The sequence below is a fragment of the Afipia broomeae ATCC 49717 genome (assembly GCF_000314675.2).
Lineage (GTDB): Bacteria > Pseudomonadota > Alphaproteobacteria > Rhizobiales > Xanthobacteraceae > Afipia > Afipia broomeae.
On sequence record NZ_KB375282.1, the window covers coordinates 1102126 to 1119738 of the forward strand.

The following is a 17613-nucleotide window of genomic DNA, read 5'->3' on the forward strand; positions in this document are numbered from 1 at the left end:
GTGGGGTGAGGGGCACTAAATCTATTGGGAGATTCTACGCCCTCACCCGGATTGCTTCGCAATCCGACCTCTCCCCATGGGAGAGGTGAATAACTCACTCTATTTCGCTTTTGGTGTAGCGTCGAAATCACAGCGTCCAGCCGCCGTCAATGATGTGCGCGACGCCCGTGGTAAAGGCGCTTTCATCGCTGGCAAGGTAGACCGCGAGCGACGCGATTTCGTCCGCGGTGCCGAGGCGGCCCATTGGCTGGCGGCTGACGAACATTTCGCGCCCGCCGGCTCCAAGCGCGGCGGCGCGTCCGAGCATCGATGGCGTTTCGATGGTGCCCGGGCAAATGCTGTTGCATCGGATGCCCTTGGTAATGAAATCGACCGCGACGGCGCGGGTGAGAGCCGCCACAGCAGCTTTCGTCGCGCTGTAAACGTAGCGGTTGGGCGCGGCCTTGAATACGCCAGCGGCGGAGGCGACATTCACGATCGAGCCGCCGCCGCCTTCAAGCATCAGCGGAAGGAAGGCGCGAATCGTCCGGTGCATTGATTTGACATTGAGGTCGAACGAAAAGTCCCAGTCGCTGTCGGCGCAATCCAGCACGGTGCCGTTGTGGACGAAACCGGCGGCATTGAGCAGAACATCGACCCTGCCGACCTTATTCGCCATCGCTTCGACCGCCGCGGTATCGCGCACATCGAGTTTGTGCGTTTCGGCCACGCCATCCCTGGCGAGCGCGGCCAGCCCCTTGTCATCGATGTCGGTCGCAATCACCGTCGCGCCTTCCTTTGTGAAGGCGAGGGCGCAGGCGCGGCCGATGCCGGCTGCGCCCGCGGTGATGAACGCGCGCTTGCCCTTCAGTCGATCAGACATATCAAAGCCCCGACGTTAGTGATTGTCGCGCGCCACGCCGACGGTGCCGGCGATGTTGCGATAGCGGGTTGCCAGTTCAAGACAGGCGCCAGTGGACTGCTGACCGACCGTGTCGCGATAAAGCTCCTGCCACGGCGTCTGGTTCTTCGGGTAGGGGAAACCGCCCTTGGCCAACAGGTCCGCGTGGCGCTGCTTCACCTCGGCGTCCGAGATCAGGATATTCGCTTCGCCCTTGTTGAGGTCGATGCGCACCCGGTCGCCGGTTCGGAGAATCGCAAGTCCGCCATTGGCAGCTGCTTCCGGCGAGGCGTTGAGGATCGAGGGTGAGCCCGACGTGCCGGACTGTCGCCCGTCGCCGATGCACGGCAGGGACGTAATGCCCTTCTTGATCAGCGCCGCGGGCGGCTGCATGTTCACGACCTCCGCGCCGCCGGGATAACCGATCGGCCCGACGCCGCGCACGAAAAGCATGCAGTGTTCGTCGATGTTCAGGGATTCATCGTCGATACGGTGATGATAGTCTTCCGGTCCCTCGAAGACGATGGCGCGGCCTTCGAAGGCTTCGGGGTCTTTCGGGTTGGACAGATAGCGGTCGCGGAATTCCTTCGAAATCACGCTGGTCTTCATGATTGCCGAATCGAACAGGTTGCCGCGCAGGACGATGAAGCCGGCATCTTTCACCAATGGCTTGTCGTAAGTGCGGATCACGTCGCTGTCCGGTGCGGGCGCGGCCTTGCAGTTCTCGCCGATGGTCTTGCCGTTGACAGTGAGCGTATCCTCGTGGATGCGCTTGTGCTTGATCAGTTCGCGCACCACGGAGGGGACGCCGCCGGCGCGGTGATACTCCTCGCCGAGGTAGAAGCCGGCGGGCTGCATGTTGACCAGCAGCGGGACATCGTGGCCGATGGTCTGCCAGTCCTCGATGGTGAGATCGACGCCGATGTGACGGGCCAGCGCATTGATATGAATCGGGGCGTTAGTTGAGCCGCCGATTGCCGAGTTGACCACGATGCAGTTCTCGAATGCTTTCCGGGTCAGGAAGTCGGAGGGCTTGAGGTCCTCCCACACCATCTCGACGGCGCGCTTGCCGGTCTCGTACGCAATCTGGCCGCGTTCGCGGTAGGGCGCCGGAATCGCAGCGCAGCCCGGGAGCGAAAATCCGAGCGCTTCAGCCAGCGAATTCATGGTCGAGGCGGTACCCATGGTGTTGCAATGGCCGACCGATGGCGCGGACGACGCCACGATCTCCATGAACTCGTCATAGTCGATCTTGCCGGCGGCCATTTCCTCGCGCGATTTCCAGACAACGGTGCCGGAACCGGTTCGCTCGCCATTGAACCAGCCGTTCAGCATCGGCCCGCCCGACAGCACGATAGCAGGAATGTTGACGGTCGCCGCCGCCATCATGCAGGCGGGTGTAGTCTTGTCGCAGCCCGTGGTCAGCACCACGCCGTCCAGCGGATAGCCGAACAGGATTTCGACGAGGCCGAGATAGGCAAGGTTGCGGTCCAGCGCCGCCGTCGGCCGCTTGCCTGTTTCCTGAATGGGGTGGGTTGGAAACTCCATCGCAATGCCGCCGGCCTCGCGGATGCCCTCGCGCACGCGCTGCGCGAGCTCGATATGATGGCGGTTGCAGGGCGACAGATCGTTGCCCGTCTGGGCGATGCCGATAATGGGCTTGCCGGATTGCAGTTCGTGCCGCGTCAGCCCGTAATTCAGATACCGCTCGAGATAAAGGGCCGTCATTCCCGGATTATCAGGATTATCGAACCAGAGCTGGGACCGGAGTTTGCGCTTTCCGCCGTTTTTTGTTGCGGCGTTATCGTCGTTTTTTTTCACAAGATTTCTCCCGCACTGCACACATGCTTGTGTCGGCGTTGGTAATGTTTGCATGTCGAAGCGTCATCTGCAACGCTCGCGGCTCAAACATCCGATCTTTGGGACAAAGCCGAAAATCTCTGCTAAGACCTCCGTCTAATAGCAAGAACGGGTAACCCGCAGAGACTATGTTCGGCAAACTTCCGAGCATCGAAGTTCAGAAAAAACAGAGCAGCGACGGCTTCCGCCGGACGACGCCGGGACCACAGGGAGGAGAGTTTATGGCGTCTGTGCATATTCACGACGTGCGAAAATCGTTTGGCGGATTTGAAGTCCTGCACGGCGTGACGGTTCCGATCGAGGACGGACAATTTGTCGTTCTGGTTGGTCCCTCCGGCTGCGGCAAGTCGACCTTGCTGCGGATGCTGGCGGGTCTGGAAAACATCACCTCGGGAACAATCTCGATCGGCGACCGCGTGGTCAACGACGTGCAACCCAAAGAGCGGGACATCGCCATGGTGTTCCAGAACTATGCGCTCTATCCGCACATGACAGTCGCCAAGAACATGGGCTTCTCGCTCAAGCTACGCGACGCGCCGCAGGGTGAGATCGACAAGCTGGTGCACCGCGCCGCCGATATTCTCGCACTTACGCCGCTGCTCGACCGCTATCCGAGGCAGTTGTCCGGCGGTCAGCGCCAGCGCGTCGCCATGGGCCGGGCCATTGTGCGTGATCCCCAGGTATTTTTGTTCGACGAGCCGCTGTCCAATCTGGATGCCAAGCTGCGCGTGGCCATGCGTACCGAGATCAAGGAATTGCATCAACGGCTCAAGACGACCACGGTCTACGTCACGCACGACCAGATCGAGGCCATGACCATGGCCGACAAGATCGTCGTCATGCACGACGGCATTGTCGAGCAGATGGGTTCGCCGCTGGAGCTTTATGATCATCCGGACAACAAGTTCGTCGCAGGGTTCATCGGCTCACCGGCGATGAATTTCCTCGACGGCAAACTGGTCGGCAGTAATACGCCGCATGTCGAGACCGCGAACGGCGCAAAGCTGCCGCTGGTGGCTTCGCGCACCGGTCTCGACGGCAAGCCGGTGACTTACGGCATTCGTCCCGAGCATCTCGAATTCGCCGATGACGGAATCGAAGCCGACGTCATCGTGGTCGAGCCGACCGGATCGGAAACCCAGATCGTGGCACGCATCGGCCAGCAGGATCTGATCGCCGTTATCCGCGATCGCCGCCCGGTGAAGCCGGGCGACAAGGTGAGGCTGCGGCCGAATCCGGCTGCAGCCCATGTCTTCGACAAGGAGACCGGAAAGCGTCTCATCAACTAACAATCGCGCTTCACTAAAATCATAGCCAACAGCCGGCCACGACAACGAAGAGCCGGTACAACAGGGAGATGAAGTAATGGATAAATTTTTGCCAAATCGCCGTGCGCTTCTGAAAGGTGGCGCATCGGTGCTCGCCGGCGCGGCGACGGTTTCAGCCGATCAGCTTCTTGGCTTCGCAAAGGCCTGGGCGCAGACCACGCAGTGGAAGCCTGAGGCCGGCGCCAAGATCAACCTGCTGCGGTGGAAGCGTTTCGTGGAAGCCGAAGACAAGGCCTTCATGGACATCATTGCGGCCTTCACCAAGGCCACCGGTGTCGAGGTCAACGTCTCCAACGAATCGTATGACGACATTCAGCCGAAGGCGTCGGTCGCGGCCAACACCGGGCAGGGCCTCGACATGGTCTGGGGCCTGTATTCGCTGCCGCATCTGTTGCCGACGAAGTGCGTCGACGTGAGCGACGTTGCCGACTATCTCGGCAAGAAGTACGGCGGCTGGGCCGACTCGGCCAATGCCTACGGGAAGGACAAGAACGGCAAGTGGATCGGCATTCCGGTCGCCTGCACCGGTGCGCTGATGAACTATCGTATCAGCTCGATGGAGAAGGCCGGCTTCAAGGAGTTCCCGAAGGACACGGCGGGTTTCCTCGAACTGTGCAAGGCTCTCAACAAGAACGGCACACCGGCGGGCATGGCGCTCGGCCACGCCTCGGGCGACGCCAACACTTGGTTGCACTGGGCGCTGTGGACCCATGGCGGCTATCTCGTCGACAAGAACGACAAGGTCATCATCAACTCGCCCGAGACGATGAAGGCGCTGGAATACGTCAAGGCGCTGTACGACAACTTCATTCCCGGCACCGCGTCGTGGAACGACTCGTCAAACAACAAGGCGTTCCTTGCCGGCCAGTTGCACGCGACCTGCAACGGCATCTCGGTTTATGTCACCGCCAAGCGCGAGGCGAAGAACATCGCCGAAGACATGAATCATGCTTACATGCCGATCGGCCCGGCCGGAAAGCCGACCGAACTGCATCTGCCTTTCACGATGCTGACCTTCAACTTCACGAAGTTCCCGCAGGCGTGCAAGGCGCTGACCGCGTTCATGATGGAGGCCGACCAGTTCAATCCGTGGCTGACGTCTGCGTCCGGCTATCTGTCGCCATTCCTCAACGGCTACGACAACAATCCGGTCTGGACGTCGGATCCGAAGAACACGGTGTACCGCGACGTCGCCAAGCGCACCCTGACGCCGGGTGGTCTCGGTACGCTCGGAGAGAACGCCGCAGCGGCGATCGCGGACTTCCTCGTCGTCGACATGTTCGCGAACTACTGCACCGGTCGTGAAGATGCGAAGGGCTCGATTGCCTTCGCCGAACGTCAGGCCAAGCGGCTTTATCGCTGATAATTGACATCGCCGGCGCGGAACTTCCGCGCCGGCGCTTTATCGATCAACCATCTGCGCGTATTCTCTCCGCAAATCTGGTTTCCACTTTTGCGAAATGCGCGACAAGGGTTCGGAACCATGACCACGATTCCAGCAACCGTCTCTGCCAAGCCGTATGTCAGCTCGCAATCCGCCTGGCAGCGTCTTGTGACGAACCGCAACTGGATCGCACTCTGGTTCATGTTGCCTGCGGCCGGCTTCCTGATCCTGTTTCTGGCTTATCCCCTCGGCCTTGGCGTCTGGATGAGTTTTACCGATGTTCGCATCGGCCGCGCCGGACAGTTCATCGGTATCGAGAACTATGAATGGTTGTGGGAAGACGGCGTCTTCTGGCTGTCGGTGTTCAACACCCTCGTTTACACGATCGTCGCCAGCGCCATCAAATTCGCACTCGGACTTTATCTTGCGCTGCTGCTCAACCGCAGTATGCCGTTCAAGGCGCTGATCCGCGCTGCCGTTCTGATTCCGTTCATCGTGCCCACAGTTTTGTCCGCGATCGCATTCTGGTGGATCTACGACTCGCAATTCTCGATCATTTCCTGGTCGCTCACCAAGATGGGCTTGATCCATCAGAACATCAATTTTCTGGGCGACTCCACCTGGGCGCGTGTGAGCGTCATCATCGCCAATATCTGGCGCGGCGTGCCGTTCGTCGCCATTACGCTGCTCGCAGGTTTGCAGACGGTGTCGCCATCGCTCTATGAGGCCGCGACTCTCGACGGCGCGACCAACTGGCAGCGTTTCCGCTACATCACCTATCCGCTGCTGACGCCGATCATCGCAGTTGTCATGACATTCTCGGTGCTGTTCACCTTCACCGATTTCCAGTTGATCTGGGCGCTGACGCGCGGCGGCCCGGTCAACGCCACACATTTGATGGCGACGTTGAGTTATCAGCGCGGCATTCTCAGCGGCCGGCTCGGCGAGGGCGCGGCGATCGCAACCGCAATGATTCCGTTCCTGCTCGCGGCCATTACCATCTCGTGGTTCGGCATGCAGCGGCGTAAATGGCAGCAGGGGTCCGACAATGACTGATGACGTCGCGCCGCTGAAGTCTTTGGTTTTGCGCGGTCGGGGAAAGGCCCGCGCGCGAATGGCGCAAATGGCAGCAAGGATCTGACAATGACCGATCACGCAGCACATCCGCCAGCCGCGACAGCGCAGTCGTCGACCGATAACAGCGAGGGCATGAGCTATCTCGAGACACTGCCCAGCAAAATCGTGACGCTCTACATTCCGCTGTTCATCATGGTCGTCATCCTGCTGTTTCCGTTTTACTGGATGGCGCTGACCTCGATCAAACCCGATGAACAGTTGATCGATATGGAGACTTACAACCCGTTCTGGGTTGTGAAGCCGACCTTGAAGCATATCCAGAAGCTGCTGTTCGAAACCCAATATCCGCGCTGGCTGTGGAACACGATGTATGTCGCCGCTGCGGCAACGTTTATCTCGATTGTCGCGAGTGTGCTGGCGGCCTATGCCATCGTCCGCCTCCGCTTCAAGGGCGCCAATGTCGTCAGCGCCTCGATTTTCCTGGCCTATCTCATTCCGCCGTCGATCCTGTTCATTCCGCTGGCGTCGGTGATCCATTCCTACGGACTGTTCGATTCCCCGCTGTCGCTGATCCTGGTGTATCCGACACTGCTGATCCCGTTCTCGACCTGGCTGCTGATGGGCTACTTCAAGACCATTCCGTACGAACTTGAAGAATGCGCTCTGATCGACGGCGCCAGCCGCTGGCAGATCCTGACCAAGATCGTGCTGCCGCTTGCGGTGCCCGGGCTGATCTCGGCTTTCATCTTCTCGTTCACGCTCTGCTGGAACGAGTTCATCTACGCGCTGACTTTTCTGTCCTCGACACAGAACAAGACGGTCCCAGTCGCCATTGTCAACGAATTCGTCGACGGCGATATCTATAAATGGGGATCGTTGATGGCAGGCGCGCTGGTCGGCTCACTGCCGCTGGTCGTTCTTTACGCGTTCTTCGTGGAGCACTACGTGTCCGCCATGACCGGCGCGGTCAAGGAATAGACCTCGACATCAAGAAGAAACTCCAAAGAAGGGCGAAGGCTTTGCATATTCTGGTTCTCGGCGCGGCCGGCATGGTGGGGCGCAAACTTGTCGATCGGTTACTCCGCGACGGCAGGCTCGGAAAGTCTGACATCACCCGCATGACGTTGCAGGATGTCGTCGCTCCGGCAAAGCCGAATACCTCCATTCCCGTCGAGACGGTGACGTGCGACGTCGCGGATCAGGCTGCGGTGACCAAACTGGTGGCGGCAAAACCGGATGTGATTTTCCATCTCGCGGCCATTGTCTCGGGTGAGGCTGAAGCGGACTTCGACAAGGGCTACCGCATCAATCTCGACGGCACGCGTTATCTGATCGACGCCATTCGCGCCGTCGGCGGTGACTACAAGCCTCGCATGGTGTTTACATCATCTATTGCAGTGTTCGGCGCGCCGTTCCCGGATAAAATCGGTGACGAGTTCTTCACCACACCGCTGACGAGCTATGGCACGCAGAAGGCGATCGGCGAGCTTCTGGTTTCCGACTACTCCCGTAAGGGCCTGCTCGACGGCGTCAGCATCCGTCTGCCGACCATTTGTGTGCGGCCCGGGCTGCCGAACAAGGCGGCGTCCGGCTTTTTCTCCAACATTATCCGCGAGCCGTTGGCCGGCAAGGAAGCAGTTCTGCCCGTGTCCGAAGATGTGCGCCACTGGCACGCATCGCCGCGCTCCGCAGTCGGCTTCCTGCTGCACGCCGCCACCATGGACACCGGCACCATCGGTCCGCGCCGGGCGCTCAGCATGCCGGGACTCTCGGTGACGGTCGGCGAGCAGATCGCCGCGCTGACACGCGTGGCAGGGCCGAACGTGACGGCACGGATCAAGCGCGAGCCAGACCCGACCATTGTCGGCATTGTGGCCGGCTGGCCGCGCGATTTCGTCACCGATCGCGCGCTCAAACTCGGTTTCACCACGGCCGAAAAGACCTTCGATGACATCATTCGAATTCATATTGAAGACGAACTCGACGGTTCATTCGTGTCCTGACACAACGCCGGTGCAGCGATGACGACTGTCGCCTGCATTGGCGAATGCATGATCGAACTTTCGCAGGGCGCCGGTGGTCAACTGACGCGTAGCTATGGCGGCGATACCCTGAACACGGCGGTGTATCTTGCGCGTCTTGGTGTGAGCGTGGACTACGTGACTGCGCTTGGGATCGATCCATTCAGCGACGAAATGGTTGAAGCCTGGAAGGGCGAGGACGTTGGTACCGCGCGCGTTGCGCGGATCGACGGCAAGCTGCCCGGCCTCTATGTGATACGGACCAGCGAGGCGGGTGAACGGTCATTCTACTACTGGCGCGAGAGCGCGGCGGCGCGGATGCTGCTCGATTTGCCGCAGACCGATGCAATCCTGGCGGCGCTGGCAAGCTATGATCTGATCTATCTCTCAGGCGTTACGCTGTCGCTCTATAGCCCCGATGGCCGTCAGCGGCTGATCGATGCGCTCCGGAAGGCTCGCGAGGGCTCGACGCGCGTGGCGTTCGACACCAATTTCCGCGTTCAAGGCTGGCCGGTGCTGGATACCGCGCGTCAGGTCTATCGCGATATCCTTGCCGTCGCGGATATCGTTCTGGCGTCCGTCGATGACCTCACTCCATTATTCGGAGCGCGCATGCACGGTGAACTGATTGACCGCATGGCCGCCCGCGAGGTCGTGCTCAAACTTGCAACGCCGGGCAGCGTTGTCAGGCATGATGGCGTGGAGCACGCCGTGAAGGCGGACCCGGTTAGCAAAGTGGTGGATACGACAGCGGCGGGTGACAGTTTCGCAGCCGCCTATCTTGCTGCGCGGCTGGACGGAATAGCGCCTGTTGAGGCGGCGCTGGCCGGGCATCGTCTGGCCGGTGTGGTGATCGGTCACCGGGGCGCAATCATTCCGCGCGCCGCGATGCCGTCTAACGGGACGGCCAGCGCGGCCGGGATGGAGCGATCATCATGACGGGCATGTCGGGCTCTGAGAGGCAGGCCGCCCTGGAGAAGATCCTGATTCCTGCACGGATTATTCCGGTATTGACCATCGGCCGCGTCGAGGATGGCGTGCCTCTGGCCCGAGCGCTGGTGGCGGGTGGCGTGAAAACGCTCGAAATCACGTTCCGCACAGAGGCGGCAGCCGATGCCGCCAGAGCGATTATCGCCGAGGTCCCGGAGGCCGTAGTCGGAATCGGCACCGTCCTCAACGCGGACGACCTGCGCCGAGCGCAGGCCCTCGGCGCGCGGTTCGCGGTCAGTCCCGGCGCGACGCCGGAGTTGCTCGACGCCGCAGCGGCGAGCGACCTTCCGCTACTGCCGGGTGTCGCTACAGCATCTGAGCTGATGCAGGCGCGGGCGCGGGGATTTGATCTGCTGAAATTCTTTCCCGCCGAGCAATCCGGCGGCATTCCGATGCTGCGCACTCTGGCCGGACCGTTCCCCCATACGCGCTTTTGCCCGACCGGTGGCGTCAGCGCCGCCAACGCCGCAACATGGCTGGCTGAGCCGAATGTCATCGCGGTCGGCGGGTCGTGGCTATGCCCGGCATCGGACGTCAAAGCGGGGAACTGGGAAGTCATCACCGGCCGCTGCGTCGACGCGATGAAATCGCTGCGGCGAAGGTAGCTTCAGTTTTGTCACCTCTCCCCGTTTACGCGCTACGCTACTCTCGATGTCGTCCCCGCTTTCGCGAGGAGGACATCATATGTGTGGGCCTCAATTCGAAAAACCTGAGTCCGGTGAACGGGTTGCGACTCATATCGCAACCTCGCGCGAAACGGACGTTCAAGTTCATCCTGAAGACGAATCCCGCCTCTTAAAGACTCGTTCCGACTCTCAAAATCCCATCGCTGCGCCGTCGCTGCGTGGATCGGTCGCTCCCTCGAACATTCCGTCGGCATGACGTACGACAGCGCCGGCGTGGCCCATGGTCGAGGTGAAAGCCGGCAGGATCTCGATGTCGTGACCGGCATCTCGCATGGCCTGAACCACCGCCGGATCGAAACGGTCTTCCAGCTTGAGCGTCACCGTGGCGTCGCCCCATGTCTTGCCGAGCAGCCAGCGCGGCGCGGTGATCGCCGCCTGCAAGCCCTGACCGTACATGGCGTAGCGGCTGAACACGGCGGACTGGCTCTGCGGCTGCCCTTCGCCGCCCATGTTGCCATAGACCATGCGGCGGCCATCGTCGAACAACGCCATCGCCGGGTTGAGGGTGTGGAACGGCTTGCGGCCGGGGCGCAGCGCGCGCGGTCCATCGCCATCGAGCAGGAAGCTCGAGCCGCGGTTCTGCCAGACGATGCCGGAATTCTCCAGCACGCAGCCGGAGCCGAATTCGAAGTAGATGCTCTGGATGAAGCTGACAGCGATGCCGTCCTTGTCCACGGCGCCGAGCCACACGGTGTCGCCCGGATTGACCGGCACCGGCCATGGCAGCGCGCGCTTGCGGTTGACGTTGGCCGCGAGCCCGTCGAGCGTGGCGGAAGTCAGGTAGTGTTCGGCCTTTTCCTCCATCAATGCAGGGTCGCCCACGATGCGGTCCCGCACGAGAAACGCCTGCTTGGTCGCTTCGACAATGCAATGGAGATACTCGAACGTTTCGGCTTCCTTGACGCCGAGCCGCTCGAAGATCGCGAGGATCATCAGCGAGGCGAGGCCCTGCGTCGGCGGCGGGAAGTTGTACAGCGTCGCGCCCTTGACCGCGACCGACAGCGCCTGACGGCGCTGCGCTTTCTGTGCAGCAAGATCGGCCAGCGTGACCGGGGAGCCGCAGCGCGCCAGATCCGCAGCGATCTCCTTTGCCAGTGCGCCGGTGTAGAAATCCATTGGGCCGTGCTGGCCGAGCCGCTTCAGCGTTGCGCCGAGCGCGGGCAGCTTCATCAACTGGCCTTCCTTCGGCAGCTTGCCGCCAAGCAGGAATGTATCGACAAAGCCCGGCGAGTCTTTCAGTTCGGCGAATTTCGTCTCGGTCAATTCCTGCTGTGTCGCGGTGACGGCAAAGCCGTTCTCCGCGGACCACGCCGCATCTTCCACAAGCCGGGACAGCGGAAGTTTTCCGCCCATCTCCTTGTTGATCGCGATCACCTCGGCCCAGCCGGACAGCGTGCCAGCGACTGTATTGGCGGCGAGTGGACCGCGTGATGGAATTGCGGACAGACCCTTGCCCTTGTAGAATTCAACAGTCGCAGCCTGAGCCGCCGCGCCGCAGCCGTCCACCGCAATCGGTGGCTTGCCGCCGGCGGAAATCAGCCAGAAGCCATCACCGCCGATCGAGTTCATGTGCGGATAGACAACCGGCAGGCTCGCTGCCATGGCCAGCGTTGCCTCGATGGCGTTGCCGCCTTCGCGCAGCACGCGCAGCCCGGCTTCGCTGGCGAGATGGTGCGGCGAGGTTACCATGCCGCGGCGGGAGCGAGGCGTATTCAGCATTGATCGTATCCATGGTCTAGCGTTGACGCGCCGACAATGGACGCTATGCCATATGTAAGTGAATACTTCACTTTTGGCAAACCGCAAAATAACCGGCTTTCGCCGGGTATTTTGGCGTGGATTCGCTAAGAAACCTATTCGGCGGGGGCAGCCAGAGGTGTGCCGGGTGCGGCGTGCCCGAACCATGCCATCCGCCATGGTTTCAAGACGAACAGGGCGAGCAGGCCGGTCAGCACATCCATGACGATAATCAGGCCGAAGACCGGCATCCAGCTCCCGGTGGATTCACGGATCATTGCTGCAACCGGGCCGCCGAGCACAGAACCGATGCCCTGGGCCATGTAGAGAAACCCGTAATTCGTGGTCGCGTTCTTGGTGCCGAAGGTGTCGGTCAGGGTGGAGGGGAACAGCGAGAAAATCTCGCCCCAGCCGAAGAACACGACGCCCGACAGCAGCACGAACGCAAGCGCGTTGTCGCGGAAGGCGACCATCAATGCGATGGCGATGCCTTCGAAGATAAACGCGAGGCCCATCGTATTCTCACGTCCGATGCGATCCGATACCCAGCCGAAGAATGGCCGGGTCAGTCCATTGGTGATGCGATCGATGGTGAGCGCGAGCGGCAGGGCCGCCAGACCCCAGACCATCACATTTGCGACGCCAAAATCCTTGGTGAAATTTGCGAACTGCGAAATCACCATCAGCCCGCCGGTGGACATCATCGTCATCATGACGAACATCAGCCAGAAGATCGGTGTCTTCAGCATCTGCTTCGGTTCGTAATCCACGGCCGAGGTTGCGACCTTGATCGAGGTCGCCGCTGCCGCGGTCTCTCCGGCTTTGGGATTGCGCAAACCGAGCGCGGCCAGAAGGCCAACGGCGCCGAGAATGATGCCGAAGGTGATCAGCGTCGACTGATATGTCGAACTCTTCAGCATGGCGTCGATCGGGAACGTGGTCAGGATCGCGCCGAACCCATATCCGGCGGCAACCATCCCCGTGGCGAAACCGCGCCGGTCCGGGAACCAGCGCACCATCAGGCCGACAATGCCGACATAAACGATGCCGGTGCCGATGCCGCAAAACAAGCCATAGGTTGCATAAAGCGCGGTCAGCGATGTTGCATAGGCCGAGAGTACCCATCCCAGTCCGCTCAGAACGGTGCCTGCGGCGATCAGGAGCTTTGGTCCGAAACGGTCGATCAGCCAGCCCTGTGCCGGCGACAGCCATGTTTGCAGGACGATCAGCAACGAGAAGGTGATCTGGATCGCGGGAAGCGTTGCGCCCGTTGTGGTCTGGAAGGATTTGACGAACAGCGTCCAGACGTATTGCGGGCTGGAGATCGCCATCATCGCGATGACGCCCAGCAACAGTTGAATCCAGCGTGCGTTGCTTGCCTTGAGATCGGTGGTGAGACTCATGCCGGTTTTCTCCATGGTTGGAGAAAACACAGCAATGTACGTGCCACTCACCTTATCGGCGTTATGCGTTTGTGGGGTGGTGGTACATGCATTTTTGAACGGAATGAATCCGTGGTCGAAGTGTTCCTCACACCTTGACCATTCGCTTGCCGCGATTCTCGCCGGCGAGAAGTCCGATCAGCGCGTTCGGCGTGTTTTCCAAGCCGTTGATGATGTCTTCCTGCACCTTGATCTTGCCGGCCTTCACCCACGACTGAAGGTCAGCCATCGCGGCGTCACGCTGATCATTGAAGTCGGTGAAGATGAAGCCCTGCACGATCAGGCGCTTGACGACGATCAGTCCCGGGACGCCCCGGGGGCCGTGGGCTGGCGGCGTGCCGTCATAGGCCGACACGGCTCCACAGCAGGAGATACGGCCGTGCTGGTTCATCTGCGGCAGGCAGGCTTCGAAAATATCGCCGCCGACATTGTCGAAGTAAACGTCGATGCCGTTCGGCGCGGCCGCCTTCAGCGCTTTGAACACGGGCTCGGACTTGTAATCCACTGCCGCATCGAAACCGAGCTCCGAAACCAGCCAGTTGCACTTCTCCTTGCCGCCCGCGATGCCGACCACGCGGCAGCCCTTGATCTTGGCGATCTGCCCGACGAAGGAGCCGACCGATCCTGCGGCGGCGGATACCACGACGGTTTCGCCTGCCTTCGGCTTGCCGACGTTGAGCAGGCCGAAATAGGCGGTGAGACCTGCTACGCCGTACACGCTGAGCAGGTTGGTGATCGGATCGATGCGCGGCACCTTGACCAGATGTTTTGCGCGGACCACGGCGTAGTCCTGCCAGCCGGTATCGCCGAACACCAGATCGCCGGGGGTGAAGCCCGGCGCATTGGATTTCACCACTTCGGCAATGGCGCCGCCCGCCATCACGGTATTGGCCTCGACGGCTGCACGGTAGGTCGCACCCTGCATCCAGGCGCGGTTGGCCGCATCGAGCGAGATGTAAAGCACCCGCAGCAGAACCTCGCCGTCCTTGGGTTCGGGAATGGCTGCTTCCGCCATCTTGAAATTCTGGGGCAGCAGCTTTCCGGTCGGCTTCTCGACCAGCAGAATCTGACGATTGGTCTGTGTCATAGGCATTCCTCCGCAGGGCTTGTGTCTTTTTATCCCGCGACGATAGCAGCCTTTGATCCGGGATTGGAACGGGGTGGAACCGAGCCATGTTGAGGGCGTTCTTCTCGGAGTGGACCGCAGCTTGCTTGTCTGAGTATGGCCGCGCTGAGAGCGGGTCTGCGTCCTCGGAAGTGCCCTAATCTCACCGGAATTGTGGCCCGTTCTTAGCGCAACTGCACATTTCGAGAGCAGGGGGCCTGATGAGAGACGTGGTAAGTCCTTCCCTACGCCGCATCCTTTGTGTTTTTCCCCGATATTCCCCCTCATTTGGCACTTTCGAATACGCATACCCTCTGACCGATGGCGTTCAGGCTTTCATGCCCCCGCAGGGCCTCCTGCTGATCGCGGCCTCGCTTCCGGCCGGGTGGAAGGTCCGCTTTATCGACGAGAACATCAGGGCGGCAACCGACGAGGACTTCATCTGGGCGGACGCTGTGTTCGTCAGCGGCATGCATATCCAGCGGCCGCAGATCAACGATATCTGCCGGCGGGCGCATCAGCATGACTTAGCCGTGGCGCTGGGCGGCCCTTCCGTGAGCGCTTGCCCGGAATATTACCCGGACTTCGATTACCTGCATGTCGGCGAACTTGGCGACGCGACCTATGAACTCTTCCGGCGTCTGGGCAGGGATTCCGCGCGGCCCGATCGTCAGGTGATTCTGACGACCAAAGAGCGTCGGGATATGGCGGCGTTTCCGCTTCCAGCCTATGAGCTGCTTCCACTCAACAAGTATTTCATCGGCAGCATCCAGTTTTCGTCGGGCTGTCCGTATCAGTGCGAGTTCTGCGACATTCCGGCGCTGTATGGCCGCAACCCGCGCCTCAAGTCTCCAGAGCAGGTGATCGCCGAACTCGACAAGATGCTGGAATGCGGCCTCGCGGGCGCGGTCTATTTCGTCGACGACAATTTCATCGGCAACCGGAAGGCGACGCTGGACCTGCTTCCGCATCTGGTCGAATGGCAGAAACGCAATGGATACGCTATCCAGTTTGCCTGCGAAGCGACGCTGAACATCGCCAAGCGACCGGAAATCCTGTCGCTGATGCGCGAGGCATACTTCACGACGCTGTTCGCGGGAATCGAGACGCCGGATCCCGACGCGCTGAAGGCGATGTCGAAGCAGCACAATATGATGGTCCCGATCCTGGAGGGCGTGCGAACGTTGAACAGTTACGGGCTGGAGGTGGTGTCCGGCATCATTCTCGGTCTCGACACCGACAAGCTCGATGCCGGCGAGGGCATTCTCGAATTCATCGACCAGTCCCAGATTCCACTGCTGACCATCAATCTGTTGCAGGCGTTGCCGCGCACGCCTCTGTACGATCGCCTGAAGCGCGAGGGCCGTCTGATCGAGGACAGCGATCGCGATTCCAACGTTGATTTCTTCCTCCCCTACGAACACGTCGTCTCGACATGGCGGGAATGTATGGGCCGGGCTTACACGCCGGAGAAACTGTTCGCGCGGTTCGAGCATCAGGTGCGCGAAACCTATCCGAACCGGTTTCAGCCGCCAAACAGCAAGCAGCGGCTGTCATGGAGCAACATCAAACGCGGCATGACGATGCTCTCGAACATCATCTGGCACGTCGGTGTGAAGGGCGACTATCGCCGCGAGTTCTGGAAGTTCGCATGGCCGCGCCTTAAAACAGGCGATATCGAGCGGGTCATCAGCGTTGGTCTGGTCGCGCACCATCTGATAGTGTTTGCCCGGGACGCTTCAAGCGGGCAGCAGAATGCTTCATATTATTCGACAAGATTGCGGGACATGCCTGTCGCTGCTGAGTGATGCGCGCATGACGGCATCGCCAGCCCCCTTGTCGTCCGGGCATTCATGAAACAGCCGCTGGTTTACGACGTCGTTGTCCTCGGCGGAGGCGCGGCGGGCTTGATGTGCGCCAGCGTTGCGGGAAGCCGCGGCCGGCGCGTGGTGGTGATCGAACAGGCGAAGCGGCCTGCCGAGAAGATCCGCATTTCTGGCGGCGGGCGCTGCAATTTCACCAATCTGCACGCGACGCCTGCGAATTTCCTGTCGCGCAATCCGCACTTCTGCAAGTCGGCGCTGAGCGGCTATACGCAGCACGATTTTATTGCCCTGGTCGAGAAGCACCGCATCGCCTATCACGAGAAGACGCGCGGACAACTGTTCTGCAACGACTCCTCGCAGCAGATCATCGACATGCTGCTCGATGAATGCGAAGCCGCGGACGTGACCCTGCATCTTGGCGCCAAAATCTCGTCGGTTGGGAAGGGTGAGAGTGGCTTCACGGTCGCCACCGATTGCGGCGAGATCCGCGGGCAATCGCTGGTGATCGCGACCGGCGGTCCTTCGATTCCGAAAATGGGATCGAGCGGTTTCGGCTACAAAATCGCCGAGCAGTTCGGTCTTAAGATCGTCCCCCCGCGCGCGGGGCTGGTGCCGCTGACATTCGATGAGGCTTTGCTGGCGCGGTCCAAAGACCTCGCGGGCGTTGCTGTCGATGCGATTGTGAGTTGCGATGGGGTGCAATTCGACGAGGCGATGCTGTTCACCCATCGCGGATTGAGCGGCCCGGCGATCCTGCAAATTTCATCCTATTGGCGCGACGGCGACGATATTCAGATCGATATGGCGCCGGGTGTTGATGTTTTCGCCGCGCTGAAAGAGTTGCGGCGGGATCATCCTCGCCAGGAGCTGGCGACCGGGCTTGCGCGGCTATTGCCGTCGCGGCTTGCGCAGAGGATCGCGGAGGCGGGTGGTGGAATGTCGCGAATGGCGGACATGTCCGATCGCCAATTGCAGGCGGTAGCTGTGCTCGTGAACAAGTGGCAGGTGACGCCGCGCGGGACCGAAGGCTACCGTACAGCGGAAGTCACGCTGGGCGGGGTGGATACGGCGGAATTGTCGTCGAAGACCTTTGAATCCAGGTCGGTCCCCGGTTTGTTTTTCATTGGCGAGGTGATCGACGTCACCGGCCATCTTGGCGGTTTCAACTTCCAGTGGGCCTGGTCGTCGGGGTTTGCCGCCGGCCAAATCGTCTGACCGGTTCCCTGGAAGCTATCGAGATGGGTTTTCAGCCCAAACCTCCCTATAAACCACTGAAA

14 protein-coding genes are annotated in these 17613 nt (G+C 60.9%); 9 read left to right on the top strand and 5 right to left on the bottom strand.

The features are described from left to right. Window positions 1-127: 127 nt before the first annotated feature. Together HMPREF9695_RS05100 and HMPREF9695_RS05105 are read right to left on the bottom strand one after the other, a co-directional pair. The gene (locus HMPREF9695_RS05100) at window positions 128-862 is read right to left on the bottom strand and encodes an SDR family oxidoreductase (protein ID WP_006019741.1); all 735 of its coding nucleotides are present in this window, start codon (window positions 860-862) and stop codon (window positions 128-130) included. Between the two features lie 15 nt (window positions 863-877). Beyond that, window positions 878-2755, bottom strand: coding sequence for an IlvD/Edd family dehydratase (locus HMPREF9695_RS05105; RefSeq protein ID WP_245258715.1), 1878 nt, complete (start codon window positions 2753-2755; stop codon window positions 878-880). 206 nt (window positions 2756-2961) lie between these two features. Here HMPREF9695_RS05105 and HMPREF9695_RS05110 point away from each other — a divergent pair, with 206 nt between their 5' ends. The 7 genes from HMPREF9695_RS05110 (at window position 2962) to eda (ending at window position 10145) form a co-directional block, all read left to right on the top strand. Continuing rightward, window positions 2962-4029 carry an ABC transporter ATP-binding protein gene (locus HMPREF9695_RS05110; RefSeq protein ID WP_006019743.1) on the top strand — a complete coding sequence of 356 codons (1068 nt, stop codon included), beginning with the start codon at window positions 2962-2964 and terminating at the stop codon, window positions 4027-4029. Between the two features lie 76 nt (window positions 4030-4105). Next, window positions 4106-5431 carry an ABC transporter substrate-binding protein gene (locus HMPREF9695_RS05115; protein WP_006019744.1) on the top strand — a complete coding sequence of 442 codons (1326 nt, stop codon included), beginning with the start codon at window positions 4106-4108 and terminating at the stop codon, window positions 5429-5431. Between the two features lie 120 nt (window positions 5432-5551). Next, window positions 5552-6508, top strand: coding sequence for a carbohydrate ABC transporter permease (locus tag HMPREF9695_RS05120; protein WP_006019745.1), 957 nt, complete (start codon window positions 5552-5554; stop codon window positions 6506-6508). 87 nt (window positions 6509-6595) lie between these two features. After that, window positions 6596-7507: a carbohydrate ABC transporter permease gene (locus HMPREF9695_RS05125; RefSeq protein ID WP_006019746.1), complete on the top strand. Its 912-nt coding sequence runs from the start codon at window positions 6596-6598 to the stop codon at window positions 7505-7507. A 41-nt stretch (window positions 7508-7548) separates the two neighbouring features. After that, window positions 7549-8532: a D-erythronate dehydrogenase gene (gene denD, locus HMPREF9695_RS05130; protein WP_006019747.1), complete on the top strand. Its 984-nt coding sequence runs from the start codon at window positions 7549-7551 to the stop codon at window positions 8530-8532. A gap of 18 nt (window positions 8533-8550) precedes the next feature. Beyond that, complete coding sequence (locus HMPREF9695_RS05135) at window positions 8551-9489, top strand: sugar kinase (RefSeq protein WP_006019748.1); 939 nt, start codon at window positions 8551-8553, stop codon at window positions 9487-9489. Then, a complete protein-coding gene (gene eda, locus HMPREF9695_RS05140; protein ID WP_006019750.1) occupies window positions 9486-10145 on the top strand; it encodes a bifunctional 4-hydroxy-2-oxoglutarate aldolase/2-dehydro-3-deoxy-phosphogluconate aldolase in 660 nt (219 codons plus the stop codon). Before HMPREF9695_RS05135 ends, eda begins: the two co-directional genes overlap by 4 nt. Window positions 10146-10355: 210 nt before the next feature. Here eda and HMPREF9695_RS05145 read toward each other — a convergent pair whose 3' ends face one another. The 3 genes from HMPREF9695_RS05145 to HMPREF9695_RS05155 all read right to left on the bottom strand — a co-directional run bounded on the left by HMPREF9695_RS05145 (window position 10356) and on the right by HMPREF9695_RS05155 (window position 14492). Next, window positions 10356-11945, bottom strand: a complete 1590-nt coding sequence (locus HMPREF9695_RS05145) for a gamma-glutamyltransferase family protein (protein ID WP_006019751.1) — start codon at window positions 11943-11945, stop codon at window positions 10356-10358. A 134-nt stretch (window positions 11946-12079) separates the two neighbouring features. Next, window positions 12080-13366 (bottom strand): oxalate/formate MFS antiporter, encoded by a 1287-nt coding sequence (gene oxlT, locus HMPREF9695_RS05150; protein WP_006019752.1) that lies wholly within the window; start codon window positions 13364-13366, stop codon window positions 12080-12082. Window positions 13367-13493: 127 nt separating this feature from the next. Next, complete coding sequence (locus HMPREF9695_RS05155) at window positions 13494-14492, bottom strand: NADP-dependent oxidoreductase (RefSeq protein WP_006019753.1); 999 nt, start codon at window positions 14490-14492, stop codon at window positions 13494-13496. Between the two features lie 239 nt (window positions 14493-14731). Between HMPREF9695_RS05155 and HMPREF9695_RS05160 the strand changes: the two genes are divergently transcribed. Together HMPREF9695_RS05160 and HMPREF9695_RS05165 are read left to right on the top strand one after the other, a co-directional pair. Beyond that, window positions 14732-16318 carry a B12-binding domain-containing radical SAM protein gene (locus tag HMPREF9695_RS05160; protein ID WP_041711326.1) on the top strand — a complete coding sequence of 529 codons (1587 nt, stop codon included), beginning with the start codon at window positions 14732-14734 and terminating at the stop codon, window positions 16316-16318. Between the two features lie 45 nt (window positions 16319-16363). After that, window positions 16364-17551, top strand: coding sequence for a BaiN/RdsA family NAD(P)/FAD-dependent oxidoreductase (locus HMPREF9695_RS05165; protein ID WP_006019755.1), 1188 nt, complete (start codon window positions 16364-16366; stop codon window positions 17549-17551). Window positions 17552-17613: the final 62 nt, after the last annotated feature.

Coding starts and splice junctions, on each gene's coding strand:
- HMPREF9695_RS05100 (WP_006019741.1), bottom strand. CDS start 862: ATGTCTGATCGACTGAAGGGCAAGCGCGCGTTCATCACCGCGGGCGCA.
- HMPREF9695_RS05105 (WP_245258715.1), bottom strand. CDS start 2,755: ATGCAAACATTACCAACGCCGACACAAGCATGTGTGCAGTGCGGGAGA.
- HMPREF9695_RS05110 (WP_006019743.1), top strand. CDS start 2,962: ATGGCGTCTGTGCATATTCACGACGTGCGAAAATCGTTTGGCGGATTT.
- HMPREF9695_RS05115 (WP_006019744.1), top strand. CDS start 4,106: ATGGATAAATTTTTGCCAAATCGCCGTGCGCTTCTGAAAGGTGGCGCA.
- HMPREF9695_RS05120 (WP_006019745.1), top strand. CDS start 5,552: ATGACCACGATTCCAGCAACCGTCTCTGCCAAGCCGTATGTCAGCTCG.
- HMPREF9695_RS05125 (WP_006019746.1), top strand. CDS start 6,596: ATGACCGATCACGCAGCACATCCGCCAGCCGCGACAGCGCAGTCGTCG.
- HMPREF9695_RS05135 (WP_006019748.1), top strand. CDS start 8,551: ATGACGACTGTCGCCTGCATTGGCGAATGCATGATCGAACTTTCGCAG.
- eda (WP_006019750.1), top strand. CDS start 9,486: ATGACGGGCATGTCGGGCTCTGAGAGGCAGGCCGCCCTGGAGAAGATC.
- HMPREF9695_RS05145 (WP_006019751.1), bottom strand. CDS start 11,945: ATGCTGAATACGCCTCGCTCCCGCCGCGGCATGGTAACCTCGCCGCAC.
- oxlT (WP_006019752.1), bottom strand. CDS start 13,366: ATGAGTCTCACCACCGATCTCAAGGCAAGCAACGCACGCTGGATTCAA.
- HMPREF9695_RS05155 (WP_006019753.1), bottom strand. CDS start 14,492: ATGACACAGACCAATCGTCAGATTCTGCTGGTCGAGAAGCCGACCGGA.
- HMPREF9695_RS05160 (WP_041711326.1), top strand. CDS start 14,732: ATGAGAGACGTGGTAAGTCCTTCCCTACGCCGCATCCTTTGTGTTTTT.
- HMPREF9695_RS05165 (WP_006019755.1), top strand. CDS start 16,364: ATGAAACAGCCGCTGGTTTACGACGTCGTTGTCCTCGGCGGAGGCGCG.